We start from the raw sequence: 25,249 nt of genomic DNA on the forward strand, positions 1-25,249 counted from the left end.
TGTCCTGCGACAGCGCGACAGCCGAATGATGGACGGCTGCACGGCCCCGGCATGGCCGCGCGCTCCCATTCCCCTCCACTCGCGAGGCCGCGCATGACGTCCCTGCAATCGCGCCACATCGACAACGTCTACTCCATCGCCACCGGTACGGCGCTGGTGGCCGATCCGGCGCAGAGCCTGGTCCACAAGTCGTGGGCGCGCTGCGTGCGCGACCACGGGCTCGATCCGTCGAAGCCGACGCCCGCACGCATTCTTCCGGCGCAGGAGGTGCGCGCGCACCAGCAGCAGCTCGAGCACTTCCTTCGCGCCGCGCGCGCGGGCATGGAGGACATCTACCGCCGCGTGGCCGACCTCGGCTACATGGTGCTGCTGACCGACGCCGAAGGCATCACCGTCGACTACATCGGCAACCCCGCATGGGACGACCAGCTGCGCAAGGCCGGCCTCTACCTGGGCGCCGACTGGAACGAGGCGCACGCGGGCACGTGCGGCGTGGGCACCTGCCTGGTCGAGCGCCAGCCGATGACCTGCCACCAGACCGAGCACTTCGACGCCACGCACATCGCGCTCACCTGCACCACCGCACCGCTGTTCGATCACAGCGGCAAGCTCACGGCCATCCTCGACGTGTCGGCGCTGCGCTCGCCCGAAGCCAGGGAGAGCCAGCATCTCGTGCGGCACCTGGTGGCCATCTACGCACGGATGATCGAGGACGCCGACTTCCTGCGCAGCTTCCGCGGCCACTGGATCCTGCGGCTGGGCAGCGCCTTCGGGCTCGTCGACGTGGCGGGCGAGGTGATGCTGGCCTTCGACGAAGGCGGCACCGTGGTGGGCGCGAACGGCGGCGCGCGGCAGGCCTTCGCGGGGCGAGCGCTGGGCGGCGCGATATCCGAATGGCTGCACATGCCGATGGATGCGATCTGGCGCATCGGCAACGGCGGCGCGTCGGCTATGCCCTTCGCCCACACGGTCCTGCTGCCCGGTGGCGGCGAGTACCACGCGTCGCTGCTGGCGCCACGCATGCGCAGGCCTTCGGTCGCCGCCCCCGCGTCGCCCGCCGCACGCCCGAACGACCGCCTGCCGCCGCTGGAGCGCATCGCGGGCGACGATCCGGCGATGCAGAAGCTGCTCGCGCAGGCGCGCCGCCTCGTGGACCGGGGCATCCACGTGCTGGTCGAGGGCGAGACCGGCAGCGGCAAGGAAGTGCTGGCCCGCGCGCTGCACGGCGCGAGCAACCGCGCGGCGATGCCCTTCGTGGCGGTGAACTGCGCGGCCATTCCCGATTCGCTGATCGAGAGCGAGCTGTTCGGCTACACGCCCGGCAGCTTCACGGGCGGCCGCGCCAAGGGCATGAAGGGCCTGATCGCGCAGGCCGACCGGGGCACACTGTTCCTCGACGAGATCGGCGACATGCCGATGGCGCTGCAGACGCGACTGCTGCGCGTGCTCTCCGAAGGCGAGGTGCTGCCGCTGGGCGCCGAGTCACCTCAGTGCGTGGACATCGCCGTGGTGGCCGCGACGCATCGGCACCTGTCCGGGCTGGTGGCCTCGGGGCACTTCCGCGAGGATCTCTATTACCGGCTGTGCGGCGCGGTGCTGAAGCTGCCGGCGCTGCGCGAGCGCGGCGACATGCGCTATCTGATCGAGGGCATGTTCAACGAGGAGGCTGCGGCGATGGCTTCGCCGGCACGGCTGTCGGAAGATGCGATGCGACGGCTGCTGGCGCACGTCTGGCCCGGCAATCTGCGGGAGCTGCGCAATGTGCTGAGGCTGGCGCTGGCGCTGTGCAGCGATGGACGGGTCAGCGCAGAAGACATCCAGCTCCAGTTGCCCGCACGATCAGGCAACGTCGCCCCGGCCATCGTGGCCCGTGTCGCCGCCCCTTCGTCCGACGACGCAGACGGCATCGCCGCCACCGAGCTGATCGAACTGCTCAGGCGCCACCGATGGCACGTGGCACGCGCGGCCGACGAACTTGGCCTGAGCCGTGCCACGGTGTACCGGCACATGAAGCGCCACGGCATTGCGCCGCCGCGCAGGATGTCATCATGAGCGCCCCAATGCAGGCCGCACCCACATGATCGATGCTTCCCGGATGATCCCGCTGCTGGTGGAGGCCAGCCCCGCCTTCGCCGGCACGTGGGAGGAGTTCCAGGCCGAATACGCGGACGATCCTCCGCTTCCGTACTACATCGTTCTTGGCAGCTTCGCGCGGCACCTCTGCGATCTCCTGGCGACGGGCGACCACGCCACACTGCGCCGCGTGTTCTTGGTCGTTGAAAGGCTGCACCTAGAAGGAGACTCCTTCGTGCAGGAGGCAGCCACGGTCGGCCTGCTCGAAGATCTCCAGAACACGAACATGCACGGCCCCGACACGTCGCCGGACCGGTTCGAGCCATTCCTGCCGCCGGAGAGCGCAAGGTGGTGGAAGAAGCTTCGCGGCTTCTGGCGCGAAGGCCGGCCGTTGGCGGACGCCTGAGACGCGCTGCGACAGTTGTCTCGCCTTCGTCGCATGCGGCGTGCGACAAACGCTTCCGCTGCGACAAAACCCCGCGCAAGTCATTGATCCATCGTCGCCCCTCGCACGGCACGAAAGCTGCGCAATGCATGCCGCGCCGTCCCCAAGGCGCCGCGCATCCATCAACAACGCAACGGAGACATGCAATGACAGACCCCACCACCGGCCCCACGCGGGCCGCGGCCCAATGGCTCACCGACTTCGCCGCCGCGCTCGCGGGCGGCGACATCGAAAAGGCCGTCTCGCTGTTCGAGCCCGACGGCTTCTGGCGCGACCTCGTCGCCTTCACCTGGAACATCCGCACGCAGGAAGGCCCCGAGGCGATCCGCGCGATGCTGCAGGCGCGGCTGGCCGACACGCAGCCCACGGCCTTCGCGGTCGAGGGCGAGGCGACCGAGGCCGATGGGGTGGTCGATGCGTGGTTCACTTTCGAGACACGCGTGGCGCGCGGGCGCGGCCATCTGCGGCTGCGCAACGGCAAGGCATGGACGCTGCTCACCACCATGACGGAGCTGAAGGGCTTCGAGGAGAAGACGGGCGACAACCGCGTCAAGGGCGCGGAGCATGGCGTGCACAAGGGCCGCAAGAACTGGCTCGAGAAGCGCCGCGACGAAGAGGCGGCGCTCGGCTATACCGAGCAGCCCGAGGTGGTGGTCATCGGCGGCGGCCAGGGCGGCATCGCGCTGGGCGCGCGGCTGCGGCGGCTGGGCGTGCCGACGATCATCGTGGAGCGCAACGCGAAGGCCGGCGACTCCTGGCGCAAGCGCTACAAGTCGCTGTGCCTGCACGACCCGGTCTGGTACGACCACCTGCCCTACATGCCCTTCCCCGACGACTGGCCGGTGTTCGCGCCCAAGGACAAGATCGGCGACTGGCTGGAGATGTACACGAAGATCATGGAGCTCAACTACTGGAGCTCCACCACCGCGAAGAAGGCGCGCTTCGACGAGGCCACGCAGCGCTGGGAGGTGACGGTGGAGCGCGAGGGCAAGCCGGTGGTGCTGCGGCCGAGGCAGCTGGTGTTCGCGCTGGGCGTGTCGGGCTACCCGAACGTGCCGAAGGTTGCGGGCGCGGAGAACTTCAAGGGCGACCAGCACCACTCCAGCCAGCACCCGGGGCCCGAGGCCTATGCCGGCAGGAAGTGCGTGGTGCTGGGTTCGAACAATTCGGCGCACGACATCTGCGCGGCGCTGTGGGAGCACGGCGCGGACGTGACGATGATCCAGCGCTCGTCGACGCACATCGCGCCCTCGCAGTCGCTGATGGAGCTGGCGTTGGGCGGGCTCTATTCGGAGCAGGCGGTGAAGAACGGCATCGACCACCACAAGGCCGACCTGATCTTCGCGTCGGTGCCCTACAGGATCATGCACACCTTCCACATCCCGGTGTATGAGGAGATGAAGAAGCGCGACGCCGACCTGTACGCGCGGCTCGAGAAGGCGGGCTTCCTGCTGGACTTCGGCGTCGACGGCTCGGGCCTCTTCATGAAGTACCTGCGGCGCGGCTCGGGCTACTACATCGACGTGGGTGCCTCGGAGCTGGTGGCCAATGGCAGCATCCACCTGAAGAGCGGCGTGAACATCGAGCGGGTGAACGAGCGCTCGGTCACGCTGACCGACGGCACCGAGCTGCCGGCCGACCTGCTGGTGTACGCCACCGGCTACGGCTCGATGAACGGCTGGCTGGCCGACCTGATCTCGCCGGAGATCGCCGACAAGGTCGGCAAGTGCTGGGGCCTGGGCTCAGATACGCCGAAAGATCCGGGCCCGTGGGAAGGCGAGCTGCGCAACATGTGGAAGCCCACGCAGGTCGACAACCTGTGGTTCCACGGCGGCAACCTGCACCAGTCGCGGCACTACTCGCAGTTCCTGGCGTTGCAGTTGAAGGCGCGAATGGAAGGGATCGACACGCCGGTTTACGAACGGGCACCGTCGCACCATACGCGCTGAGCCTGTGTTCGCTTCCCTCTCCCCGAGGGGAGAGGGAGCGAGCCCTCATTCGCTGATGAACCGCCGCAGCCCTTCGAGGTCGATCACAGTGATGCCGCCATATTCGATGCGGAGGAACCCCGCTTCCTTCAGCCGGTTCAGCGCCGCATTGCAGCGCTGGCGCGAAACGCCCGAGAGGTTCGCGATCTCTTCCTGCGAGGTCTGCAGGTGCGGCTCGCTGCCCGGGTGCAACCAGGGGTGGAACAGCCCCGCCAGCGCGCGCGCCACCTGGCTGTCGGCGTCGAGCAGGCGGTGCGCCGCGTAGTTGCCCATGAACCAGTGCAGCCGCTCGTTGATCTGCTGCAGCAAAAAGTGATCGAAGCCGCGCTGCGTGCGGTGCAGCCACTCGAAGGTTTCCAGCGGCAGCGCCGCCACCCGGCTGGGCCGCAGCGCGATGATGTCGGCCGAGCGCGGCAGTGCGCGCAGCAGCGTGCCCTCACCGAACCAGCTGCCCACCGAGAGCCCGCCGAAGGTCACGGAGCGCCCGTCGCTGGAGGTGATCGACCACTTGAGCAACCCCTCGAGCGTGCCGTACCAGTGCATCGGCGTGTCGCCGCGCCGGCACAGCGCGGCACCGGCCGCCACCTCGACCTCGCGCATCTCGTCGAGCACGCGCTCGCCCGCGCTCACGTCGAGCAGCGGGAACCAGGCCGAGCCTTGCAGCAATTGCGGGATGGTCAGCGATGCCGCCCTGGGGGCCGGCTTCGTCGTGGGCATGGAATGAAAGCTCCTGAAGGCGCGGGTGCGTAAACCCTGAGCCCAAATGTCGTCGCGATGACTGAGTGTGCCTGCGCACCCAAAAATAATAGCGCGGCCCCCATGAAAGACACCAGGAGCCCGAGCATGTCGAAGCGCAAAGTGATCGTGACCATCGCCCCCACCGGCGGCATGGCGCACAAGTCGCAGAACCCCCACCTCCCCACCCAGCCCGCCGAGATCGCGGCCGACGTGCTGCGCTGCTGGAATGCCGGCGCCAGCGTGGTCGCCATCCACGCGCGCCGCCCGGACGACGGCGCCACCTGCGACGCCAACGTGTACCGCGACATCAACAGCCGCATCCGCGCCGGCGGCTGCGACATCGTCATCAACAACTCCACCGGCGGCGGCGTGCATGGCGACATGGTGAAGCCGCTGGCGGGCGATCGCTGGGAGATCGCCTGGGAAGAGCGCATCAAGGGCATGGACGCCGGCGCCGAGATGTGCACGCTGGACGCCACCACGCTCAACCTGAGCTTCGAGGGCAAGCAGATCCTGATGGACACGCCCATCACCCGCGGCCGCGAACTGGCCGCCGGCATGAAGGCGCGCGGCATCAAGCCCGAATGGGAAGTCTTCAGCCCCACGCACATCCTGCAGGACACGACCACGCTGATCGGCGAGGGCCACGACGACGAGCCCTACTTCATCAATCTCGTGATGAACGTGCACCGCAACTTCCAGAACGCGATGCCGTATTCGCCGCGCTTCCTGCAGATGATGGTCGACACCCTGCCCAAGGGCAGCATCTTCGGTGTGAGCGGCATCGGCATGTCGCAGCTCGAGGCCAACGTGGCGGCGCTGCTGCTGGGCGGCCATGCGCGCGTGGGGCTGGAAGACAACCTCTACTTCCGCCAGGGCGAGCTGGCCACCAACGTGCAGCTCACCGAGCGCATCGTGCGCGTGATCCGCGAGCTCGACATGGAAGTGGCTACGCCCGCCGAGGCGCGGCAGATGATGGGCCTGCCGCGGGTAGGCACGCCGAGGCCCGAGTTCGCATTGGGCTGAACCGGCACGCAAAAGAACAACGAACGGAGACAGATCGAATGAACATTTCCCGCACCGCACTGGTCCTGGCGCTCGGCACGGCATTCGCCGCAGGCGCCTCGGCCCAGGTGTCGGACGACGTGATCCGCATCGGCTTCATCAGCGACATGTCGGGCATCTACCGCGACTACGACGGCCCGGCCGGCGCCGAGGCCATCCGCATGGCGATCGCCGACATGGGCGGCGCCATCGGCGGCAAGAAGATCGAGCTGGTCACGGCCGACCACCAGAACAAGCCCGACATCGCCGCCGCCAAGGCGCGCGAGTGGTTCGACGTGCAGAAGGTCGACATGCTGGTCGGCGGCGTCAACTCGGGTGCGGCCATTGCCATGGCCGGCGTGGCGGCGGACAAGAGGAAGCCGTACTTCGTGGTGGGCTCGGGTGCGTCGAGCCTCACCAACGAGTACTGCTCGCCCTACACGGTGCACTACGCCTACGACACGGTGGCCATGGCCCGCGGCACCGCGAGCGCGGTGGTCAAGGCCGGCGGCAAGAGCTGGTACTTCGTGACGGCCGACTATGCCTTCGGCACGGCGCTGCAGAACGACGCCACCAGGACCGTGCTGGCCAGCGGCGGCACGGTGGCGGGCTCGGTCAAGCATCCGCTGGGCGCGAGCGATTTCTCGTCCTTCATGCTTCAGGCGCAGAACTCGAAGGCGCAGGTGCTGGCGCTGGCCAATGCGGGCGGCGACACGGTGAACGCCATCAAGTCGGCGGCGGAGTTCGGCCTCGGAAAAAACATGAAGCTGGCCGGCATGATCATCACCATCAACGACGTGCATGCGCTGGGCCTGAAGGCATCGCAGGGCATGTACCTCACCGACAGCTGGTACTGGAACCAGAGCCCCGAGTCGCGCGAATGGGCGCGTCGCTTCTTCGACAAGCACAAGCGCATGCCCTCCTCCTTCCACGCCGGCGACTACTCGGCCGCACTGCAGTACCTGCAGGCGGTGAAGGCCGCGGGCAGCGACGAGGCCAACAAGGTGATGGCGCAACTGCGCAAGACGAAATTCAACGACATGTTCGTCAAGGGCGGCTGGCTGCGTGACGACGGGCTGATGGTGCACGACATGCACCTGATGCAGGTGAAGACACCGGCCGAATCGAAGGAGCCATGGGACTATTACAAGGTGGTCGAGCCGATCCGCGGCGAGGCCGCATGGACGACCAAGGCGGAGAGCCGCTGCACGCGGTGGAAATCGACATGAGCACATCCCTGGACGTGAAGCGCGTGGCGGTGGTCGGCACCGGCGTGATCGGTGCGAGCTGGGCCGCGTACTTTCTGGCGCGCGGGCTCGACGTGAACGCGACCGATCCTTCGCCCGGCGCCGAAGAGCGGCTGCGCGCGGCGGTGGCGCAGCACTGGCCCACGCTGGAGCGCTTCGGCCTGGCGCCGGGTGCTTCGGTCGACCGGCTGCGCTTTCACGACAGCCTGGAAGACGCCGTGTCGGTGGCCGACTTCGTGCAGGAGAACGGCCCCGAGCGCATGGATTTCAAGATCGACCTGTTCCGCCGCATGGACGCAGCGGCGCCTCCGGAGACCATCCTCGCATCGAGTTCGTCGGGCCTGGCGATCAGCGGCGTGCAGTCGGGCTGCGCGCATCCGCAGCGCGTGGTGCTGGGGCATCCGTTCAACCCGCCGCACCTGATTCCGCTGGTGGAGGTGATCGGCGGCGAGCAGACTTCGGCCGAGGCCATCGAACGCGCGATGGCCTTCTATGCGGCCATCGGCAAGCGGCCGATCCACGTGAAGCGCGAGGTCAAGGGCCACATCGCGAACCGGCTGCAGGCTGCGCTGTGGCGCGAAGCTTTTCACCTGGTCGATGAGGGTGTGGCGAGCGTGGCCGACATCGACACGGCCATTGCGCACGGGCCCGGCTTGCGCTGGGCGGTGATGGGTCCGTTCATGAATCTGCACCTGTCGGGTGGCGCGGGCGGCATCGAGCATGTGCTGGCGCATCTGGGCGGACCGATCGAGGACTGGTGGAAGGACCTGGGCGCGCCGTCGATGACTGCCGCGCTGAAGCAGAAGGTGAAGGAAGGCGTCGACGAGGAGCTGGGCCAGCGCCGCATGGCGGACCTCGAAGCGGCACGCGACACCCTGCTGTTAGACCTGATTCGCGCGAAGGCTGATAGCGGCAAGCTCGACTGAACGAGGCCTTGTTTTTAGAAGCGTTGCGCTGTGCGTTCGGGATGCGCTCACGCCGACGGGGTACCTTGCTCCGCGAATGTCCCCCGGGGCTGCGCCCCTCCTCCTTTATTTCGCTGCGCAAGGCACCCCGCCGGCGTGATCGTTCAGAGCACTGGTTGATCGAGCGGAACAACGGCGGCGCTCGTTGTGCACAGGCCACCGGGTGCTCCCCGCAGCGAAATAAAGGAGGAGGCCGCAGGCCGGGGGACATTCGCGGAGGGGAGTACCCGGTGGCCTGTGCACGCGCCCCGAACAAAACCCGGAAAACACAAATGACCGACTTCCTCAACGACGAAAACCTGATCGCCCCACCCCGCACGGTACGGATCGACTTCGACGACGGCTCCTTCGCGCTGCGCTCGCCGGTGGCACTGAAGCCCTATGCGCGCTGCATCGGTGAATGGATAGAACGCTGGGCGCGCGAGACACCCGACGCACTGGCGCTCGCCGAGCGCGACGAGACCGGCGAAGGCTGGCGCAAGCTCGACTACCGCGCGTTGCGACAAGCGGTCGGCGCCGTCGCGCAGGCGTTGCTCGACATGAAGCTGCCGCCGAACCAGCCGGTCGTGATCCTCTCGGACAACGCCGTCGACCACGCGGTGCTGATGCTCGCGGCCATGCACATCGGCCGCACCGCCTGCTCGCTCTCCAGCGCCTACTCGCGCATGGCCAAAGACCCGTCGCGGCTGCACGGCATGCTGCAGGCGCTGAAGCCGGCACTCATCTATGCATCGGACGCCAGGGTCTACGGCGGCTCGCTCGCGGGCTGCGGCGTGGAGGCGGCCACGGTGTTCAGCCGCAATGCCGATGCGCATCCGGGCGCAATCGCGTTCGAGCAGTTGCTCGCGGTACAGGAAACGCCCGCCGTGATGCAGGCCTTTGCCAACGTGCTGCCAGACACGCATGCCAAGTACCTGCTGACCTCCGGCTCCACCGGCAAGCCCAAGGTGGTCATCAACACGCACCGCATGCTGTGCGCCAACCAGCAGATGATGGCGCAGACCTGGCGCTTCCTTGCGCAAGAGGCGCCGGTGCTGGTCGACTGGCTGCCCTGGAGCCACACCTTCGGTGCCAACCACAACCTGCACATGGTGCTGTGCCACGGCGGCGCGCTCTACATCGACGAGGGCCGGCCCGCGCCGGGGCTGATCGAGAAGACGGTGCGCAATCTGCGCGAGATGAAGCCCACGCTGCTGTTCAACGTGCCGCGCGGCTTCGACATGCTGCTGCCTTTTCTCGAAGCCGACGACGCGCTGGCCACCGAGGTGTTCTCGCGCCTGCGCCTTGCCTTCTATGCGGCGGCGGCGCTCGCGCCCTCCACCTGGCAGAGGCTCGAGGCGGTGGCGGCGCGCGTGCGGCCGACACGGCCGCTGTGGCTCACCACCTCGTGGGGCGCAACGGAGACTTCGCCCGCCATCACCTCCGCGCACTGGAAGCTCGACGGCGCCGGCTGCATCGGTGCGCCGCTGCCTGGGCTGGAGCTGAAGTTCGTGCCCAACGGCGAGAAGCTGGAGATGCGCGTCAAGGGCGTCTCGGTGTTCCCCGGCTATCGCGACGCGCCGCTGGAGACGGCGCAGGCTTTCGACGAAGAAGGCTACTACCGCATCGGCGACGCAGGCTTTCTTGCCGACCCTGGGCGGCCCGCGCAGGGCGTGATCTTCAACGGCCGCGTGGCGGAGGACTTCAAGCTCTCCACCGGCACCTGGGTGTCGGTGGGCACGCTGCGCGTGAAGCTGGTTTCGCTGCTTGCGCCGCACGTGCAGGACATCGTGCTCACCGGCCACGACCGCGACGAGATCGGCATGCTGGTGTTCGCGAGCCCCCAGGGCGCCGCTCTTGCGCCGCATGCCATGAGCGAGCGCATCGCCGCCGTGCTGCGCTCGCTGCGCGACGAGGGCGCGGGCTCGTCGCAATGCCCCGCCTGCGCGCTGGTGCTGACGGAGCCGCCCAGCCTCGACGCGGGCGAGATCACCGACAAGGGCTACATCAACCAGCGCGCGGTGCTGACGCGGCGCGCGGCCGATGTTCAGCGGCTGCATGCACGCACGTGGAGTGACGCGGAGGTGGTGCGGCTGGAAATCTGAAGCCGCTCGCGGCTACGGCTGCGCCAGCCACTTGCGCCACAGCACCAGCGCCTTGTCCTGGTAGCGCCGGGTGGCAGCGAGCAGCGCGGTGCGCGGCGCGGCCGACATGAGCTCGGCCGGCAGCAGCGGATCGCGGATGATGTGCGCGATCACGGCGCGGCCCAGCAGCAGCGACTCGCGCGTCGCGGTCTCGAGCTTCTGGGTGGCGAGCCGCTTCTCGCTGCGCTCCACGCCCGTCTGCAGGCGACGATAGTCGGCCTCCATGGCGCGCACGTTCCACAGCTTGCGCGCGGCCGCCTGCGCCGCTTCGTCGAGGTCGGCGATGCGGAACACCAGCGCCTCGGAAGACAGCCCCAGTGCCGCCAGATGCTTGCGCTCGGCCGAGAGGCCACCCGAGAGGTTGTCGGGCCGGATGTGCAGGCCCGGGTGCAGCGCGGCAAAGCCGCGCAGCGACAGCGCGAGCACGTGGCGGCGCCAGGCGGTCTTGTCGGCGCGCGGCACGCCCGCGTCGTGCACCGCCAGCCAGTCGCCGCGCCATGCGACGGTCTGCGCCTGCCGGTTGCGCCAGGCATCGACGGTGCGCGACAGCGCCGCGCCCTTGCGGTCGAGCATGTAGGTGCCACGCTCGCCGCGGGCGATCTTGCCGTCGGCCGCGAGCCGCGTCAGGCCCACGCGCAGGGTGGATTCGCCAATGCCCATGAGCGCCCCGGCGCGGCACAGGGCCTGGGCGCTCAGCGTGCCGCCGTCGGCCACCAGCAGGTCGAGGATCAGGTCGGGCGCACTGGGAACCGCGACCGGCACATTACATACTTTGTCCATGTTTGCAGGGGAGAGAAATATTTCCTACGATCATCGTGAGTGATCGAGCATGTAATTTTGCCCGGAAGGATGCGCGCATGGCCATGCAATACGTGAGCTGCGACACAGATGACGCCGTCTGCACCATCACCCTGAATCGGCTCGGCAAGCGCAACGCGGTCGACGGCCGGGTGGCGGCCGAACTGCGCGAGGCCTTCGACCGCTTCGAGGCCGAAGATGCGCTGCGCGTCGCGGTGCTGACCGGCGCGGGCGGCAACTTCTGCGCGGGCGCCGACCTCTCCGCCGTGGGCGACCCCGCCCGCCGCAACGAGCTCGACCCCGAAGGCGGCGGCAGCGGCCCGATGGGGCCGACGCGCATGGCGCTGTCGAAGCCGCTGATCGCGGCGGTGAACGGCTTCGCGGTGGCCGGCGGTCTCGAGCTCGCGCTGCTGGCCGACCTGCGCGTGGCCGACGAGGACGCCGTCTTCGGCGTGTTCTGCCGCCGCTGGGGCGTGCCGCTGATCGACGGCGGCACGGTGCGGCTGCCGCGCATCGTGGGCATGGGACGCGCGCTCGACATGATCCTCACGGGCCGTGCGGTCGGCGCACCCGAGGCGCTGGCGATGGGCCTGGTCAACCGTGTGACGCCGCCCGGCGGCGCGCTGGCAGCCGCGCGGCAGCTGGCGCGCGAACTCGCCGCCTTCCCGCAGCGGTGCATGCTGGCCGACCGCCGCTCCGCCTACGAACAATGGGATATGCCGCTGGCCGAGGCCCTGCGCCGCGAGGGCGCCCTTGGCGTGCCGGTGGTCTTCGCCGAGGGGCAGGCCGGCGCCGCGCGCTTTGCCGGCGGCGCGGGACGCCACGGCGAGTTCGGCAAGCCTTGAGAAGGAGTTGCCGTCGTCAATGCCGCGGTGCGAGCTGCTTCGGCCTGGTGGCGGGCCTTGCGGGCTTCGCCTTCGGCTTGTCGGTACCGAACAGCTTTTCCACCCGCTGACCCACACGCGCGCCGATGGCCGTGCCCACGCCCGGCAGCACCGCGCTGCCGATGGCCGCGCCGGTGAGCGCCGCGCCTGTCAACGAGAGTTCTGGGTCGCTCATGGTGCCGCCCAGCTTCAGCGGCACGCCGACCACGCCATCGACGAGGTCGACCGCGATCTCGCCGTCGAGCTTGCGGTTGAAGAGCTTCAGGCTGCCGCTGGCCGTGAGCACGCCCGAGCGGGCCTTGAGGTTGCTGTACAGCATCACCACGCCGTCCTCGGTACCCTGGGTGTCGAGGGTGCCGGTGAGCTCGTCGAGTTTGGTGGTGCCGCCGCGGCTGATGCCGGCAGTGGTGACGGCCTTGGCCACGTCCAGCTTCGTCAGCGTGGCCGGCTGCACCGAGAAGGTGGTGCGGGTGTGCAGGTTTCGGATGAGCGCGCCCAGCTCCTCGGCGCTCGCCGCCTCCGCCACGAGCGTGGTGGTGCCCGAGAACCTGCCGGCCACCGAGGTGCGGCGGCCGAAGGCCTGCACCAGGCTTTCGATGTCGATCTGGCGCGGCTCCAGGTCGGCGGAGAGCTGAAGCTTGCCGTCGGGCTGCGTCTCCATGCGGGAGACGCCGTTCCAGGTGCCGCCGCCCACGTCGATGCGGGTGCGCCAGCGGTCCTGCCCGGCTTGGCGGTCGAGGCGCAGCCGCACCGGCGACGGGGTGCCGGCGCGCTCGATGCGCGCCTGGCGGGGACGCCAGCCGGGGTCGAAGCGGATGTCGCCGTCATAGGCCAGCGAGATGTCGCGCCGGTCGATCCAGCTCACGTCTTTCCAGCGCAGCTGTTCCACGGGAATGGGGGCGAGCGTCCAAGGCGCCGGCAGTGCAATGACGCCGCCGCCTTCCTGCGGCTTGGGCCCCTTGCCCCTGAAGGCCCGCACCGAGGCGCGCGGCAGCACCAGGCCCTCGACCTCGACGTCGTCCGCCGCGATGACGCGCCGCAGCAGCGGCGCGAGCTGCAGCTGCACGCTGACCCGGCGCAGGGTGATGGGGCGCGGCTGATCGGTGGCGATGTCCGACAGCACGAGCATCGGCATCGGCACCAGGGTCCAATGGGCGCCGCCCACCTTCAGGGCCACGCCGAAGCGCTTCTCGAAAGCATCGGCGATCTTCTCCGCCACCTCGTCGTCGGTCGGCAGGCGAGCGCTCACAACCCACACCAGCGCACCCGCGCCCAGCAGCAACGCAACGGCGATGCCCAGGAGCCAGCGGCGCAGGGGGAGCTTCATCGACGCAAGGTAGCACGCAAAGGCGACTCGGTTTGTCAGCCGCCATCGCTATAGTTTTGGCCACTGTTACAGGCAAGAAGAAAGAAGCACCGAATGCGTATCTGGAAAAAAGAGATCTCCGTCGAGGCGCTGACGAGCAACCATGTGGGCACCGCCGTCTCCACGCTGGGCATCGAGTTCCTGGAGGTGGGCGACGACTTCATCCGCGCCCGCTGCCCGGTGGACGAGCGCACCCGCCAGCCCTACGGCATCCTGCACGGCGGCGTGTCGGTGGTGCTGGCCGAGACGCTGGGTTCGTGCGGCGCCCACTACTCCGCCCCCGAGGGCGACCGCGCCGTGGGCCTGGACATCAATGCCAACCACATCCGCTCCGTCACCAGCGGCTGGGTGATCGGCACGGCGCGGCCGGTGCACCGGGGGCGCACCACGCAGGTCTGGCAGATCGACCTGACCAACGAGGCGGGCGAGCTGACCTGCGTGTCGCGCATCACGATGGCGGTGCTGCAGCCGCGCTGAGCGACACCCTGTCCCTGTCTTTTCTTTCTCCGGGCACAGGGTGCGTGCCGGTGTTCAGCCTGGGGTTCATCGCCCACAATCACGCCCCGGGCAAGCCGGAGCGTTCCGGGCACCCCCCGCGCACAACACCCCAACAAGAGGAGAAAGAAAAAGATGTTCAACTGGACTGAACGGCCCGCGTCCGCGCTGGCCAACGGCGCGGTCATCGCGCCGGACGAGCGGCTGCCCTGGCTGCAGACCGGCGCCATGGGCGTGCAGCACGTCATCGCGATGTTCGGCGCCACGGTGCTGGCGCCGATCCTGATGGGCTTCAACCCCAACATCGCCATCCTGATGAGCGGCATCGGCACGCTCATCTTCTACTTCGTCACAGGCGGCAAGGTGCCCAGCTACCTGGGCTCGAGCTTCGCCTTCATCGGCGTGGTGATCGCGGCCAGCGGCTACGCGGGCAAGGGGCCCAACGCCAACATCGCGGTGGCGCTGGGCGGCATCGTGGCCTGCGGGGTGGTGTACATCCTCATCGGGGCGATCGTGCAGGCCGTCGGCACGGGCTGGATCGAGCGCTTCATGCCGCCGGTGGTCACCGGCGMGGTGGTGGCGGTGATCGGGCTCAACCTGGCGAGCGTGCCGGTCAAGAACATGGCTGCCGGCAACTTCGACGCCTGGATGCAGGCCGTGACCTTCCTCTGCGTGGGCCTGGTGGCTGTGTTCACGCGCGGCATGCTGCAGCGCCTGCTGATCCTGGTGGGGCTGATTCTGGCGACGCTGGTCTACGCGGCGCTGACCAACGGACTGGGCATGGGCAAGCCGGTGGACCTGAGCGGCATCGCCAACGCGGCCTGGTTCGGCCTGCCGACCTTCACCGCGCCGGTGTTCACGGCCAACGCGATGCTGCTGATCGCACCGGTGGCGATCATCCTGGTGGCGGAGAACCTCGGCCACCTGAAGGCGGTGACGGCCATGACCGGCCGCAACCTCGACCCGTACATGGGCCGCGCCTTCATCGGCGACGGCATCGCCACCGTGGTGAGCGGCGCCGCGGGCGGCACGGGCGTGACCACCTACGCCGAGAACATCGGCGTGATGGCGGCCACGCGCATCTACTCCACCGCAGTGTTCGTTGTGGCTGCCGTCATCGCGCTGGTGCTGGGCTTCAGCCCCAAGTTCGGCGCGCTGATCCAGGCCATTCCGCTGCCGGTGATGGGCGGCGTGAGCATCGTGGTGTTCGGCCTGATCGCCATCGCGGGCGCCAAGATCTGGGTCGACAACAAGGTCGACTTCTCGCAGAACAGGAACCTGATCGTCGCGGCCATCACGCTGATCGTCGGCACGGGCGACTTCACGCTGAAGTTCGGCGACTTCGCCCTCGGCGGCATCGGCTGCGCGACCTTCGGCGCCATCATTCTTTACGCGCTGCTGGGCCGCTCCAGGAACTGAACTGCGAGCGAGCCCTTGCAGAGATACCGTGGAACCGGCTTTGCCGGGCCACCGGTATCGCCCCCCGCAAGGGGGTTGGCGAAGCGACACGAAGTGCCGCGAAGCCTGGGGGGGTAGCTTGGTAACCTCATGAAAGAAGTGTTTGCCGGAGGGCCTGAGGCGGGGGGGCCTTCACCGGCGTTTGGCCCGCGCCCGTTAGACTCCAACGCTTTTCGCACCGACGTTTTCCCAATGGCCGATGTCTCCGCCGCGCGCACCAAGGCGGTTTTCGAATTCAAGAGCGCCACGCTGCCGCTGATCGCAGTGATCCTCAAGACGTCCGACCTGGACGTGCTGGCCGAGGCACTCGACGCCCAGCTGGCGGATTCGCCCGACTTCTTCGAGCAGGAGCCGGTGGTGATCGACCTCTCCCTGCTGCAGGAGGCGCAGGACGACGGCGACATCGACTTCGCCGCCCTGCGCGGCCTGCTGGCGCGCCACCAGACCCAGCCCATCGCTGTGCGCGGCGGCAACGACGCCCAGCACGCCGCCGCGCGCGCGGCCGGCCTTTCGGTGGCGGCCATGCCCTCGGCTCCCGCCCCCCGCCCTCCGGCCCCGCCGGCCGAGCCCCCCGCTTCGGAAGCCCCCCAGATCGTGCGCGAGGTGCCGGTGCCGGCCAGCGGCACGCTCCTGATCGACAAGCCGCTGCGCTCGGGCCAGCAGGTGTACGCCCGTGGCGGCGACGTGGTGGTGACGGCCGTGGTGAGTTTCGGCGCCGAAGTCATCGCCGATGGCAACGTGCACGTGTACGCGCCGCTGCGCGGCAAGGCCATTGCCGGGGCGCGCGGCAACACCGAGGCCCGGATCTTCTCGACCTGCATGGAAGCGCAGCTGGTGGCCGTGGCCGGCATCTACCGGACCAACGAGGTGCCGCTGCCCGACACGGTGCTGGGCAAGCCGGCCCAGGTGCGCCTGGACGGCAAGAAAATCTCGATCGATCCCATTCCCTGACCGGACGAACCCGATCACGGAATGCGGCGACCCCGACAAGCAACAACTGAATCGAAACAAGAAGGAATGGCCATGGCCAAAATTGTGGTGGTGACTTCGGGCAAGGGCGGCGTCGGCAAGACGACGACGAGCGCCAGCTTCGCGTCGGGCCTCGCGCTCGCGGGCAAGAAGACGGCTGTGATCGACTTCGACGTGGGCCTGCGCAACCTCGACCTGATCATGGGCTGCGAACGCCGCGTGGTGTACGACCTGATCAACGTCATCCAGGGCGAGGCCAACCTGAGCCAGGCGCTCATCAAGGACAAGCAGTGCGACAACCTGTTCGTGCTGGCAGCCTCGCAGACGCGCGACAAGGAAGCGCTCACGCAGGAGGGCGTGGAGAAGGTGCTCGCCGATCTCGCCGCGATGGACTTCGAATACATCGTCTGCGACTCGCCCGCGGGCATCGAGACCGGCGCCATGATGGCCATGCACTTCGCCGACGAGGCGCTGGTGGTGACCAACCCCGAGGTGTCCTCGGTGCGCGACTCGGACCGCATCCTGGGCATGCTCAGCAGCAAGACCAAGCGCGCCAAGGAAGGCGGCGAGCCCATCAAGGAGCACCTGCTCATCACCCGCTACAACCCCAACCGGGTGGCGGGCGGCCAGATGCTGTCGCTGGAGGACATCCAGGACATCCTGCGCATCAAGCTGATCGGCGTGATCCCCGAGTCGGAAAGCGTGCTGCACGCCTCCAACCAGGGCGTGCCGGCGATCCACGACAAGGAAACCGACGTGGCGCAGGCCTACACCGACGTGGTGGCGCGCTTTCTCGGCGAGGAACGGCCGATGCGCTTCGTCGAGGCGGAGAAGCCGGGCTTCTTCAAGCGAATCTTCGGGAGCAAGTAGCCCATGTCCTTCCTCTCGTTCCTGCTGGGCGAAAAGAAGAAGACTGCCAGCGTCGCGAAGGAGCGGCTGCAGATCATCCTCGCCCACGAGCGCTCGAGCCTCAGCGGCAAGAAGCGGCCCGACTACCTGCCCGAACTCCAGCGCGAGCTGGTGGCGGTGATTTCCAAGTACGTGTCCATCAACGCGGACGACATCAAGGTCAACCTGGAGACGCAGGACAACCTCGAAGTGCTCGACATCAAGATCGAGCTGCCGGATCCGGCCCCGACGCCCGCGCGTTGAGCGCAATACCGGGCATGCGCTCAGCGCCGTGCCAGGAAGCGCGCCACCTGCCGCAACACCTCGGCTTCCTTGAGGATGCGGCGGTGGCCCCAGCCCTGCGTTGCGACGAGTTGCGCGTCAGGGATGGCATCTCGATACGCCTGCGCGTCGGCGAAACGGTTCACGCGGTCCTCGCGGTCATGCACGATCAGCGTGGGCTGCGCGATGCGCGGGCCCACCGCCGCCGGTTCGAGTTGAGGCATCAGCACCCCCTCGCGTGATTCGAAGAGCCGCTGCATCGCGAGACGCGTGGCCTCGCTGAGCCCGAAGGTGTGAGCGAAGTAGCGCGTGTATTCGCGCGGAGAAGCCGGCGGCGCGAGCAGCACGACGCGCTCGGCCGGCAGCCCGCGAGCCGCCGCCAGCGCCAGCGCGTTGGCGCCCAGCGAATGCGCGACGGCAGCGCGCAGCACATGCCCATCGGCCTCGAACCTGGCCGCGGCATAGCTGATGGCACGCGCGAACTGCGGCGAGTTGCTCGTCGTGCCGCTACTGCGGCCGTGGGCCGGTAGTTCGAGCAGCACGGGCCTCAGCCCCTGTGCGGCCAGAGCCTGCGCGAGCGGCAGCATCTGGCCCGCGTGCCCGCCCCAGCCATGTACCAAGAGCACCACCGGCGCAGACTCGGCACCCGAATCCTGCGCCGCAAGGTGGTAAATGCCCACGCTCGCGTTCTCGAAGGCCCAGCTTTCACGTCGCCACTCGGCACCGGGCCCCTGGCCGCGATAGAGCCACTTGGGCGGCAGCGGGGTACCGAACACGCGATAGGCGGCGCGCACGGCCAGCGCGGGCCAGAAACGCTGCGAGGCGGTGAGGCCGAAGCGCAGCGCACGCATCGTGCGACTGGGCCGGTAGTAGTTCGACTGCGCCGCGTGGCCGGCGGCCGAAGGGGGAGTGCTCGTCATGGATCGGCGTTCCTTGCGGGCTTCAGTACCAGACCCAGTCGCGGTTGCTGCGGGGCAGGCTGCGCAGGGTGTCGCGAAGTTCCCTGACGCCGAGGATGGCCGCGTAGGCGACAAGAAACAGGGCAATGATCAGCATGGGTGCTTCTCCTATTTATCGCACGCATGTGCGAAATTTTGGCAAGTGGCAATGCGAAAAAATCCGTCTGCCTCGTGAAAGAGCTCGCTCAGGCGAGATAGCTTGAAAGAAGCCGCTGCCAGGTCTGCGTGGCGCGATCGGCGGCCTGCGGGTCGCGCAGGAAGCGTGCATCGTGCAGCTGGGTCATGGTCAAGCCATTGATCTCGCTCACGAGTTGGGCGGGATCGGTGTCGGCCTTCAGCTCGCCGGTTTCGATGGCCTGCAGCACGGTGCGGCGCAGCGCGGCACGCCAGCGCGTGATTTCTCCGAGCAGCATCTCGCGCAGTTCGCCTTCCCGGTCGTCGAACTCGAAGGCGCCGGCGGTATAGAGGCAGCCGGTGTACATCTCGACGTCGCGCATGCGGGCGATCCAGCGTGCCACGATCTCATTGAGCCGGGGCAGCCCCTTGGGCTTCTGCATGGCGGGCACGAAAACTTCGGCCAGGAAGCCCCGGCCGTATTCCTCTATGACGGCCTTCTGCAGCGCCTCGCGCGAACCCACGCGCGAGAACACGCCGCTCTTGGACAGGCCCAGCTTGCTGGCCACGGCCTGCAGCGTGATCGCTTCCAGGCCCTCGGCGAGCGCGAGGTTCATTGCCGCGCCGACGATGGCGGCGCGGGTGAGTTCGCTTTTCTGGGTCTTGGCGTCCATGCGACGGACTTTAGCACAGTCGTGCGAAATTACAAGAATAAGGTACTGCGCCCTCGCCGGAGCGGCTCAAAGATGTTTTGCTCATGTGAAACCAACAAACGCATCGTTCCCCGAACAAGCACTCCTGCCGAGAATCGCCGGTCGGCCCCACCCGGGGCTTCGATGACTCCTCCGCGCCAGATGAACTTCCAACAACTGCGCTCGGTACGCGAGGCCGTTCGTTGCGGCTTCAACCTGACCGAGGTCGCCCATACCCTTCACACCTCCCAGCCCGGCGTGAGCCGGCAGATCCGCGAGCTCGAGGAAGAGCTCGGCATCGAACTCTTCGTGCGCGCGGGCAAGCGGCTCACCGGGCTCACCGAGCCCGGCGGGCATGTCCTGCCGATCATCGAGCGCATGCTGATGGAGAGCAGCAACCTCAAGCACGCAGGCCAGGAGTTCGTCGCGCAGCAAAGCGGTCTGCTCTCGGTGGCGGCCACGCACTCACAGGCGCGCTATGCGATGCCGGTGGCGGTGCAGGAATTCCGCGCACAGTTTCCGAACGTGAAACTGCACCTGCACCAGGGCTCGCCCAAGCAGATCGCGCAGATGCTGCTCGACGGCGAAGCCGACGTGGGCATCGCCACCGAGGCGCTGGGCGACTATCCGCAGCTGGTCGCCCTGCCCTGCTACCGCTGGACGCACTCGGTGATCGTGCCGCCGGGGCACCCGCTGCTCGACGCGCCGCTCACGCTGGAGGCGCTCACGCGCTACCCGCTCATCACTTACGACACCGGCTTCACCGGCCGCTCGCGCATCGACGAGGCCTTCGAGCAGCGCGGGCTGCGGCCCAACATCGTGCTGGCCGCGATGGATGCCGACGTGATCAAGACCTACGTGCAGCTGGGCCTGGGCGTGGGCATCGTGGCCGGCGTGGCCTACGAGGCCGAGCGCGACACGCAGCTTCGTGCGCTCGATGCGGGAAGGCTCTTCGGCATCAACCTCACGAAGCTGGCCGTGAGGCGCGGCACCTACTTGCGCAAATACGTCTACGCCTTCATCGAATCTTTCGCACCCACGTTGACGCGCGCCGTCGTCGAAGGAGCTCTGGGAGACGAAGAAAAGGCCTCCCACTACGAAATCTAGGCTTTGTCCAGAAGCTGTGGGCAGGTGTGTACTGCGGACGACAGAATGGTTAAAAAAGAAGAATGCAGCTTCACACAGGCGGCGTACATTCGGGTTAATTCCCTGGCTTCCTGGAAATGGATCAGCAATGGCATCGTCGACCTCGCAGCAGCAACAGCAAACAAGGGCCTCCCAGAAGGCGGCCGATGCAGCGGAGCGCAGGGAACGGCTGAGACGGACATTGCCCGCCACGGTCGAATTGCTGCAGAGCCGCCAGGCCGACCGCATCGACGACGCCGACATCGACGCGTATGTGAGCCTCAACTGGCTCGAGTGGCATGGCGGCGGTCTTCGCCTGACCATCACGGGGCGCAACATCTGCGCCCAGTCGGTACCCACGGCGCTGGTCTGAAGACCGGCTCCGGCGTTCGCTCCTCTTTCAATCCCTCAAAAGAAAAACCGCCACGGTTGCCCGTGGCGGTTTTGTGTTGCCCGGTCGGCTTGCGGTACGCGCTTACTGGCCGGCGATGATGTTCGCGATCACACCGGTGGCAATGGCCGCGAGGACGAAGTCGCCGCCCACGCCCACCCACTGATAGCCACGGGGCGGCTGCTGGAGCCTGTAGGCGCGCCAGTCCTGCACCACGTAGTTGCGGCCACGGTACTCCTGCGGCACGCGGCCACCGCGGCGCCATTCCGTATGCGGCTGCGGGAAGCCACGGCGGTCGAACTGGCGGCCATCGCGGAAGTCCTGGTTGCCGCGGTAGTGGTCGCCATGCGGGCCACGGCGATCGAAATTGCGGTCGCGGTGCTCGTAGCGGCCATCGCCGGGGCGGCCGTTGTTGTTGTCGAAGCGGCGATCCTGCGCAAAGGCACTCCCTGCGGCCATGCACATCGCGAGTGCCGCGGCGCCCACGGCCATGATCTTCGAGTTGGTTTTCATCCGGAACTCCTTCATGCGTTGATGACGAGTCCATTGTGTGCCGCGCATGTGTCCGATTCGGCCGCTTCAGGTCGCGGTCAGGTGAAATCAGGTAAGCACCGGTATCCGCGCGGCGCCTTGTCCTGCATCAGGCCGGCACGTAGCGGTTGACCACCATCCCGCTCTCGTAGGCCGTCGAGCGCAGCAGCCGCAGCTTGTGGCCGTTGCGCTGGTCGTGGAACACCGAGCGCCCCGCGCCCACGGCCGTCGGGTTCACGAAGAACTGGAACTCGTCGACCAGCCCCGCCGTAACCAGCGCCGACGCGAAACCCACGCCGCCAATCGTGATGATGTCCTTGCCAGGCTCGCGCTTGAGCGCATTCACCTCTTCGGCCATGTCGCCGCGCGCGATGACGGTGCGCTCCCATCGCGAGGAAGCAAGCTTGTCGGTGAGCACGACCTTGCGCGCATCGACGATCTTCCGCGCGAAGGCGTAGTGCGGGTTCGCGGGAAAGTTCTTCGCAGCACGGCCCCAATGATCGAGGTAGCCCTCTTCCACGATGAGCCGGCTCAGCAGGATGGTGTCGATGCCTTCGAAGACTGCGTTGAAGTCGCGCTTCAAATCTTCGTCCCAGCCCCAACGATCGCCCCAGCCCCAGAGCTGCCAGTCGAGGCTGCCATCGGCCGCCGACACGTAGCCATCGACCGACATCTGCATTTGCAGGATGAGCTTTCTGGTCATGCGCATTCCTCTCGAATCGTTGCCGGCAAGCTGCAGCAGCAGCCGGCAAGAGTTGAAGAACTGCTTGCTAAATGCAATCGGTTGCAGTGTTGATCAACCGATATCAAAATGCAAGCAGTTTTTGAAAAAGATCGGAAAGACCATGGCCTCCAGCGAAAAGTCGGCATGCCCGATCAACCTCGCGCTCGAAGTCTTCGGCGACCGGTGGAGCCTGCTGATCGTTCGCGACATGATGTTCGCGGGCAAGCGCCACTTCCGCGAGTTCCTGCAGTCGGAGGAAGGCATTTCCTCCAACATCCTCACGGAGCGTTTGAACAAGCTGGTCGAGTACGGCGTGCTCTCGAGGGCGGACGACCCCAGCCACAAGCAAAAGGCCATCTACAGCCTCACGCCGATGGGTATCGACCTGCTGCCGGTGGTCACGCAGATCGGCATCTGGGGCCGCAGGCATCGCCCGGTGACCAAGGAGAGCGGCGCGCCCGCCGCCACGCTGGAAAAGGGCGGCGCCGCGCTGCAGAAGAAGATGCGTGCCGGACTGCGCAAGGCGCATCTGGGTTTGCACTAGAAGGGCAACGCTCGTGCCGGCGGCTGGATTCGAGAACGCGCCGCTCGATGGCAAGGTCGAATCGCAACGCTGCCTCCTGTTCATTGAACCGGACTCGGTCGGCGAGGCCCATGCGCTTTGCAAGCGAAGGGACAAGCCCTCGCGCGTCGTCTGGCTGCGTTTAAGCTGCGCGCCACATGAAGCGACGACACCTCCTCCATCTGCTGGCGGGCATACCCGCGGCGACCCTCCTGGCGGCCTGCGGCAAACGCAAGGCATCGGCCACGGCGTTGAAGTCCGGTGCCCACGTGCTGGCCCTGGGCGACAGCCTGACCTTCGGCTACGGCGCATCGCCCGAGGCCTCATGGCCGGTGAAGCTGGGCGAGATCACGGGCTGGCAGGTGGAGAACGCGGGTGTCAACGGCGACACCTCGGAAGGCGCGCTGCAGCGCCTGCCGGGGCTGCTGAACGGCGCGAGCTACGACGCGATCCTGATCGGCATCGGCGGCAACGACATGCTGCGCGGCGTGTCGGCCGCGGCCACGCGGGACAACCTCGTGGAACTGATCACCCAGGCGCGTGCGCACACGCCCTATGTCGCCGTGCTGGCGACGCCCTCGCCCGACGCGATGCGCGCGGTGGTGGGTTCGCTCAGCGATGCGCCGTTCTACGAAGAGGTGGCGAAGGCGCAGCAGGCACTGCTGGTGGCAAACGTGTATTCGAGCGTGCTGTCGGATTCCTCGCTGCGCTCCGACCGCATCCATGCAAATGCGCGAGGCTACGAGAAGGTCGCGCAGCTCCTCGCGGAGCAGTTCAAGTCCGCTGGCTGGCGTTGATCAGGTCGACGTAGGCGCCCTGCACCAGCTGGTCCGCACCCACGCCCAGTCGCGCCATGAGCGCATGCGCCTCGGCGATGCCGGCGTCGGCGGACTCGCCCTCCTCCAGCACCACTTCGAGTTCGAGGAACTCGCCCAGTCCTTCCACGCGATCGAGGTGGATGCGCGTGCGGCCCGCGAGGAACAGCCGGCGCTGCTTGCGCACGCGGCCCGCCTGGCCCCATGCGAGCGTGAGCGATTCGCGCAGCACGTCGGGCGTGGTGCTGGGCGTGATCAGGTAGAACGATTCCTTCGGACCGCTGCTGTTGGCGCGGCGATAGAAGATCAGCTCCGCGCGGTCGGGCGCGAAGGTGCGCAGCTTGAGGCGGTCGGCGCCGTCGGTGCAGCGGAAGAAGGTGTCGTCCTGGGCGATTTCGATGGGGCCCTTGTCGGCCAGGGCTGCAGCGATGCCTGCCAAGCGGTCCACGCTGTCTATGCGGGCCTTGATCTCGATGTTTCTTGCCATTCAGGTTCTCCCCCAGGCTTCGCGCACTTCGTGTCGCTTCGCCAACCCCCTTCCGGGGGCAACACCGGTGGTCCGGCACAGCCGGTTCCACGGTGTTCCTGGATTGACGGTCAAGGCGCGTTGCCCTGCGGCCCAACGGACGGCGGCGCCGCGCGACCGCTCGAGCCCGGCGAGAGCTTGCGACCGAAGGCCTCGCCCACCCTGCGCACAGGCCGGCTGGCCTTCTCGGACACGTTGTTGACGCCGCGCCGCGTGGCGGCATCCGCGCGGTCGATACCGCGGCCGGCGGCATTGGTGCCGCGCTGCACGCTGCCCACCACCTTGCCGCCGCGCGAGGGCGACTTGAGCGTGTGGGCGCGCTGCGCCTTCGGCGGGTTGTCGGCGCTCTGGGCCTGCGCGGCACCAGCCGGCAGCCAGAGGGCCACCACCATCGCCGTGGCGAATGCCGAGTGAAGGATGGTGTTCTTCGACGGTTTCATGGGGCCTCCTTGTTGTCTGCCTCGGCCGCGGCTGCACGCGCCATGCGCTCGCTCTTCCAGTAGACGTCGTCGCCGCCGTTCATGCGGTTGAGCACGCGCGCGAGCACGAAGAGCAGGTCGCTGAGCCGGTTGAGGTATTGCCGCAGCGCGTCGTTGAGCTGTTCGATGGCACCCAGCGCCACCACCGCACGCTCGGCCCTGCGCGCCACGGTGCGGCACACATGCGCGAGCGAGGCCGCGCGCGTGCCCGCGGGCAGGATGAATTCGGCCAGGCGCGGCAACGCGGCGTTGTGCTCGGCCAGTGCGTTGTCCAGCTGCAGCAGCGCCTCGGCCTTCAGCAGCGTGAAACCGGGCATCGACAGCTCTCCGCCGAGGTTGAAGAGCTGGTGCTGCACGTCGACCAGCAACTCGCGCACGGGCTCGGGCATGGGCTCGCACAGCAGCACGCCGATGTGCGAGTTGAGTTCGTCCACGTCGCCCATCGCGTGCACGCGCAGGTTGTCCTTCGACACGCGCGTGTTGTCGCCGAGGCCGGTGGTGCCGTCGTCGCCGGTGCGGGTGGCGATCTGGGAAAGCCGGTTGCCCATGGAGGCTCCTTCCGTTCTTT

Annotated in this window: 27 protein-coding genes; 17 read left to right on the forward strand and 10 right to left on the reverse strand. The window is 67.9% G+C overall.

The features are described from left to right. Window positions 1–93: 93 nt before the first annotated feature. The 3 genes from QMO14_RS03750 (at window position 94) to QMO14_RS03760 (ending at window position 4,467) form a co-directional block, all read left to right on the forward strand. The gene (locus tag QMO14_RS03750) at window positions 94–2,052 is read left to right on the forward strand and encodes a sigma-54-dependent Fis family transcriptional regulator (protein ID WP_301504569.1); all 1,959 of its coding nucleotides are present in this window, start codon (window positions 94–96) and stop codon (window positions 2,050–2,052) included. A gap of 25 nt (window positions 2,053–2,077) precedes the next feature. After that, window positions 2,078–2,479 carry a hypothetical protein gene (locus QMO14_RS03755; protein ID WP_301504570.1) on the forward strand — a complete coding sequence of 134 codons (402 nt, stop codon included), beginning with the start codon at window positions 2,078–2,080 and terminating at the stop codon, window positions 2,477–2,479. 185 nt (window positions 2,480–2,664) lie between these two features. Then, window positions 2,665–4,467, forward strand: a complete 1,803-nt coding sequence (locus QMO14_RS03760; RefSeq protein WP_301504572.1) for an NAD(P)/FAD-dependent oxidoreductase — start codon at window positions 2,665–2,667, stop codon at window positions 4,465–4,467. A 45-nt stretch (window positions 4,468–4,512) separates the two neighbouring features. Here the strand turns inward: QMO14_RS03760 and QMO14_RS03765 are convergent, their stop codons facing one another. Beyond that, a complete protein-coding gene (locus QMO14_RS03765; protein WP_184638991.1) occupies window positions 4,513–5,223 on the reverse strand; it encodes a Crp/Fnr family transcriptional regulator in 711 nt (236 codons plus the stop codon). Window positions 5,224–5,349: 126 nt separating this feature from the next. Here QMO14_RS03765 and QMO14_RS03770 point away from each other — a divergent pair, with 126 nt between their 5' ends. The 4 genes from QMO14_RS03770 (at window position 5,350) to QMO14_RS03785 (ending at window position 10,584) form a co-directional block, all read left to right on the forward strand. After that, window positions 5,350–6,270, forward strand: a complete 921-nt coding sequence (locus tag QMO14_RS03770) for a 3-keto-5-aminohexanoate cleavage protein (RefSeq protein ID WP_301504576.1) — start codon at window positions 5,350–5,352, stop codon at window positions 6,268–6,270. Between the two features lie 38 nt (window positions 6,271–6,308). Next, window positions 6,309–7,517, forward strand: coding sequence for an ABC transporter substrate-binding protein (locus QMO14_RS03775; RefSeq protein WP_301504577.1), 1,209 nt, complete (start codon window positions 6,309–6,311; stop codon window positions 7,515–7,517). After that, a complete protein-coding gene (locus tag QMO14_RS03780) occupies window positions 7,514–8,461 on the forward strand; it encodes a 3-hydroxyacyl-CoA dehydrogenase NAD-binding domain-containing protein (RefSeq protein ID WP_301504579.1) in 948 nt (315 codons plus the stop codon). The genes QMO14_RS03775 and QMO14_RS03780 overlap by 4 nt, the downstream gene beginning before the upstream one ends. 311 nt (window positions 8,462–8,772) lie before the next feature. Then, window positions 8,773–10,584, forward strand: coding sequence for a feruloyl-CoA synthase (locus QMO14_RS03785; RefSeq protein WP_301504581.1), 1,812 nt, complete (start codon window positions 8,773–8,775; stop codon window positions 10,582–10,584). 12 nt (window positions 10,585–10,596) lie between these two features. On the opposite strand, the gene QMO14_RS03790 is transcribed toward QMO14_RS03785, so the two are convergent. Further along, window positions 10,597–11,403, reverse strand: a complete 807-nt coding sequence (locus QMO14_RS03790; RefSeq protein ID WP_301504583.1) for a PaaX family transcriptional regulator — start codon at window positions 11,401–11,403, stop codon at window positions 10,597–10,599. A gap of 77 nt (window positions 11,404–11,480) precedes the next feature. Here QMO14_RS03790 and QMO14_RS03795 point away from each other — a divergent pair, with 77 nt between their 5' ends. Further along, window positions 11,481–12,266, forward strand: coding sequence for a crotonase/enoyl-CoA hydratase family protein (locus tag QMO14_RS03795; protein WP_301504585.1), 786 nt, complete (start codon window positions 11,481–11,483; stop codon window positions 12,264–12,266). Window positions 12,267–12,282: 16 nt separating this feature from the next. Here the strand turns inward: QMO14_RS03795 and QMO14_RS03800 are convergent, their stop codons facing one another. Then, entirely contained in the window at window positions 12,283–13,632 is a 1,350-nt protein-coding gene (locus QMO14_RS03800; protein WP_301504587.1) for a hypothetical protein, read from the reverse strand. 93 nt (window positions 13,633–13,725) lie between these two features. Between QMO14_RS03800 and QMO14_RS03805 the strand changes: the two genes are divergently transcribed. The 5 genes from QMO14_RS03805 to minE all read left to right on the forward strand — a co-directional run bounded on the left by QMO14_RS03805 (window position 13,726) and on the right by minE (window position 17,745). Next, window positions 13,726–14,148 carry a hotdog fold thioesterase gene (locus tag QMO14_RS03805; protein ID WP_301504589.1) on the forward strand — a complete coding sequence of 141 codons (423 nt, stop codon included), beginning with the start codon at window positions 13,726–13,728 and terminating at the stop codon, window positions 14,146–14,148. 153 nt (window positions 14,149–14,301) lie between these two features. Next, window positions 14,302–15,585: a solute carrier family 23 protein gene (locus QMO14_RS03810; protein WP_301504591.1), complete on the forward strand. Its 1,284-nt coding sequence runs from the start codon at window positions 14,302–14,304 to the stop codon at window positions 15,583–15,585. A 231-nt stretch (window positions 15,586–15,816) separates the two neighbouring features. Then, on the forward strand, window positions 15,817–16,575 hold the full coding sequence (gene minC, locus QMO14_RS03815) for a septum site-determining protein MinC (RefSeq protein WP_301504593.1): 759 nt from the start codon (window positions 15,817–15,819) through the stop codon (window positions 16,573–16,575). A gap of 72 nt (window positions 16,576–16,647) precedes the next feature. After that, window positions 16,648–17,463, forward strand: coding sequence for a septum site-determining protein MinD (gene minD / locus QMO14_RS03820; RefSeq protein ID WP_020723003.1), 816 nt, complete (start codon window positions 16,648–16,650; stop codon window positions 17,461–17,463). A 3-nt stretch (window positions 17,464–17,466) separates the two neighbouring features. Then, window positions 17,467–17,745 (forward strand): cell division topological specificity factor MinE, encoded by a 279-nt coding sequence (gene minE, locus QMO14_RS03825; RefSeq protein ID WP_019653579.1) that lies wholly within the window; start codon window positions 17,467–17,469, stop codon window positions 17,743–17,745. 20 nt (window positions 17,746–17,765) lie between these two features. On the opposite strand, the gene QMO14_RS03830 is transcribed toward minE, so the two are convergent. Then, window positions 17,766–18,683, reverse strand: a complete 918-nt coding sequence (locus QMO14_RS03830) for an alpha/beta fold hydrolase (protein WP_301504600.1) — start codon at window positions 18,681–18,683, stop codon at window positions 17,766–17,768. A 224-nt stretch (window positions 18,684–18,907) separates the two neighbouring features. Further along, the gene (locus tag QMO14_RS03835) at window positions 18,908–19,510 is read right to left on the reverse strand and encodes a TetR/AcrR family transcriptional regulator (protein WP_301504602.1); all 603 of its coding nucleotides are present in this window, start codon (window positions 19,508–19,510) and stop codon (window positions 18,908–18,910) included. A gap of 180 nt (window positions 19,511–19,690) precedes the next feature. On the opposite strand from QMO14_RS03835, the gene QMO14_RS03840 reads away from it, so the two are divergent. Continuing rightward, window positions 19,691–20,635 carry a CysB family HTH-type transcriptional regulator gene (locus QMO14_RS03840; RefSeq protein WP_301504604.1) on the forward strand — a complete coding sequence of 315 codons (945 nt, stop codon included), beginning with the start codon at window positions 19,691–19,693 and terminating at the stop codon, window positions 20,633–20,635. 127 nt (window positions 20,636–20,762) lie between these two features. Continuing rightward, window positions 20,763–21,026 carry a hypothetical protein gene (locus QMO14_RS03845; protein ID WP_301504607.1) on the forward strand — a complete coding sequence of 88 codons (264 nt, stop codon included), beginning with the start codon at window positions 20,763–20,765 and terminating at the stop codon, window positions 21,024–21,026. Between the two features lie 102 nt (window positions 21,027–21,128). On the opposite strand, the gene QMO14_RS03850 is transcribed toward QMO14_RS03845, so the two are convergent. Together QMO14_RS03850 and QMO14_RS03855 are read right to left on the reverse strand one after the other, a co-directional pair. Continuing rightward, a complete protein-coding gene (locus QMO14_RS03850) occupies window positions 21,129–21,557 on the reverse strand; it encodes an RcnB family protein (protein ID WP_301504609.1) in 429 nt (142 codons plus the stop codon). 127 nt (window positions 21,558–21,684) lie between these two features. Beyond that, on the reverse strand, window positions 21,685–22,278 hold the full coding sequence (locus QMO14_RS03855; protein ID WP_301504611.1) for a dihydrofolate reductase family protein: 594 nt from the start codon (window positions 22,276–22,278) through the stop codon (window positions 21,685–21,687). 142 nt (window positions 22,279–22,420) lie between these two features. On the opposite strand from QMO14_RS03855, the gene QMO14_RS03860 reads away from it, so the two are divergent. Both QMO14_RS03860 and QMO14_RS03865 read left to right on the forward strand, forming a co-directional pair. Further along, the gene (locus QMO14_RS03860; RefSeq protein WP_301504613.1) at window positions 22,421–22,843 is read left to right on the forward strand and encodes a helix-turn-helix domain-containing protein; all 423 of its coding nucleotides are present in this window, start codon (window positions 22,421–22,423) and stop codon (window positions 22,841–22,843) included. 176 nt (window positions 22,844–23,019) lie between these two features. Further along, the gene (locus QMO14_RS03865; protein WP_301504615.1) at window positions 23,020–23,658 is read left to right on the forward strand and encodes a GDSL-type esterase/lipase family protein; all 639 of its coding nucleotides are present in this window, start codon (window positions 23,020–23,022) and stop codon (window positions 23,656–23,658) included. On the opposite strand, the gene QMO14_RS03870 is transcribed toward QMO14_RS03865, so the two are convergent. The 3 genes from QMO14_RS03870 to QMO14_RS03880 all read right to left on the reverse strand — a co-directional run bounded on the left by QMO14_RS03870 (window position 23,636) and on the right by QMO14_RS03880 (window position 25,229). Next, on the reverse strand, window positions 23,636–24,163 hold the full coding sequence (locus tag QMO14_RS03870) for a class IV adenylate cyclase (protein WP_301504617.1): 528 nt from the start codon (window positions 24,161–24,163) through the stop codon (window positions 23,636–23,638). The two genes, QMO14_RS03865 and QMO14_RS03870, sit on opposite strands and share 23 nt — an antisense overlap. Before the next feature lie 110 nt (window positions 24,164–24,273). Then, window positions 24,274–24,642: a hypothetical protein gene (locus QMO14_RS03875; protein WP_301504619.1), complete on the reverse strand. Its 369-nt coding sequence runs from the start codon at window positions 24,640–24,642 to the stop codon at window positions 24,274–24,276. After that, on the reverse strand, window positions 24,639–25,229 hold the full coding sequence (locus QMO14_RS03880) for a cob(I)yrinic acid a,c-diamide adenosyltransferase (protein WP_301504620.1): 591 nt from the start codon (window positions 25,227–25,229) through the stop codon (window positions 24,639–24,641). Before QMO14_RS03880 ends, QMO14_RS03875 begins: the two co-directional genes overlap by 4 nt. Between the last annotated feature and the right edge of the window lie 20 nt (window positions 25,230–25,249).

This window comes from Variovorax sp. CAN15 (assembly GCF_030462475.1).
In the GTDB taxonomy this organism is placed as follows: domain Bacteria; phylum Pseudomonadota; class Gammaproteobacteria; order Burkholderiales; family Burkholderiaceae_C; genus Variovorax.

Coding starts and splice junctions, on each gene's coding strand:
- minE (WP_019653579.1), top strand. CDS start 17,467: ATGTCCTTCCTCTCGTTCCTGCTGGGCGAAAAGAAGAAGACTGCCAGC.
- QMO14_RS03850 (WP_301504609.1), bottom strand. CDS start 21,557: ATGAAAACCAACTCGAAGATCATGGCCGTGGGCGCCGCGGCACTCGCG.
- minC (WP_301504593.1), top strand. CDS start 15,817: ATGGCCGATGTCTCCGCCGCGCGCACCAAGGCGGTTTTCGAATTCAAG.
- QMO14_RS03780 (WP_301504579.1), top strand. CDS start 7,514: ATGAGCACATCCCTGGACGTGAAGCGCGTGGCGGTGGTCGGCACCGGC.
- QMO14_RS03795 (WP_301504585.1), top strand. CDS start 11,481: ATGGCCATGCAATACGTGAGCTGCGACACAGATGACGCCGTCTGCACC.
- QMO14_RS03855 (WP_301504611.1), bottom strand. CDS start 22,278: ATGACCAGAAAGCTCATCCTGCAAATGCAGATGTCGGTCGATGGCTAC.
- QMO14_RS03830 (WP_301504600.1), bottom strand. CDS start 18,683: ATGACGAGCACTCCCCCTTCGGCCGCCGGCCACGCGGCGCAGTCGAAC.
- QMO14_RS03860 (WP_301504613.1), top strand. CDS start 22,421: ATGGCCTCCAGCGAAAAGTCGGCATGCCCGATCAACCTCGCGCTCGAA.
- QMO14_RS03865 (WP_301504615.1), top strand. CDS start 23,020: ATGAAGCGACGACACCTCCTCCATCTGCTGGCGGGCATACCCGCGGCG.
- minD (WP_020723003.1), top strand. CDS start 16,648: ATGGCCAAAATTGTGGTGGTGACTTCGGGCAAGGGCGGCGTCGGCAAG.
- QMO14_RS03835 (WP_301504602.1), bottom strand. CDS start 19,510: ATGGACGCCAAGACCCAGAAAAGCGAACTCACCCGCGCCGCCATCGTC.
- QMO14_RS03875 (WP_301504619.1), bottom strand. CDS start 24,642: ATGAAACCGTCGAAGAACACCATCCTTCACTCGGCATTCGCCACGGCG.
- QMO14_RS03755 (WP_301504570.1), top strand. CDS start 2,078: ATGATCGATGCTTCCCGGATGATCCCGCTGCTGGTGGAGGCCAGCCCC.
- QMO14_RS03765 (WP_184638991.1), bottom strand. CDS start 5,223: ATGCCCACGACGAAGCCGGCCCCCAGGGCGGCATCGCTGACCATCCCG.
- QMO14_RS03805 (WP_301504589.1), top strand. CDS start 13,726: ATGCGTATCTGGAAAAAAGAGATCTCCGTCGAGGCGCTGACGAGCAAC.
- QMO14_RS03785 (WP_301504581.1), top strand. CDS start 8,773: ATGACCGACTTCCTCAACGACGAAAACCTGATCGCCCCACCCCGCACG.
- QMO14_RS03870 (WP_301504617.1), bottom strand. CDS start 24,163: ATGGCAAGAAACATCGAGATCAAGGCCCGCATAGACAGCGTGGACCGC.
- QMO14_RS03800 (WP_301504587.1), bottom strand. CDS start 13,632: ATGAAGCTCCCCCTGCGCCGCTGGCTCCTGGGCATCGCCGTTGCGTTG.
- QMO14_RS03840 (WP_301504604.1), top strand. CDS start 19,691: ATGAACTTCCAACAACTGCGCTCGGTACGCGAGGCCGTTCGTTGCGGC.
- QMO14_RS03880 (WP_301504620.1), bottom strand. CDS start 25,229: ATGGGCAACCGGCTTTCCCAGATCGCCACCCGCACCGGCGACGACGGC.
- QMO14_RS03775 (WP_301504577.1), top strand. CDS start 6,309: ATGAACATTTCCCGCACCGCACTGGTCCTGGCGCTCGGCACGGCATTC.
- QMO14_RS03790 (WP_301504583.1), bottom strand. CDS start 11,403: ATGGACAAAGTATGTAATGTGCCGGTCGCGGTTCCCAGTGCGCCCGAC.
- QMO14_RS03750 (WP_301504569.1), top strand. CDS start 94: ATGACGTCCCTGCAATCGCGCCACATCGACAACGTCTACTCCATCGCC.
- QMO14_RS03845 (WP_301504607.1), top strand. CDS start 20,763: ATGGCATCGTCGACCTCGCAGCAGCAACAGCAAACAAGGGCCTCCCAG.
- QMO14_RS03770 (WP_301504576.1), top strand. CDS start 5,350: ATGTCGAAGCGCAAAGTGATCGTGACCATCGCCCCCACCGGCGGCATG.
- QMO14_RS03760 (WP_301504572.1), top strand. CDS start 2,665: ATGACAGACCCCACCACCGGCCCCACGCGGGCCGCGGCCCAATGGCTC.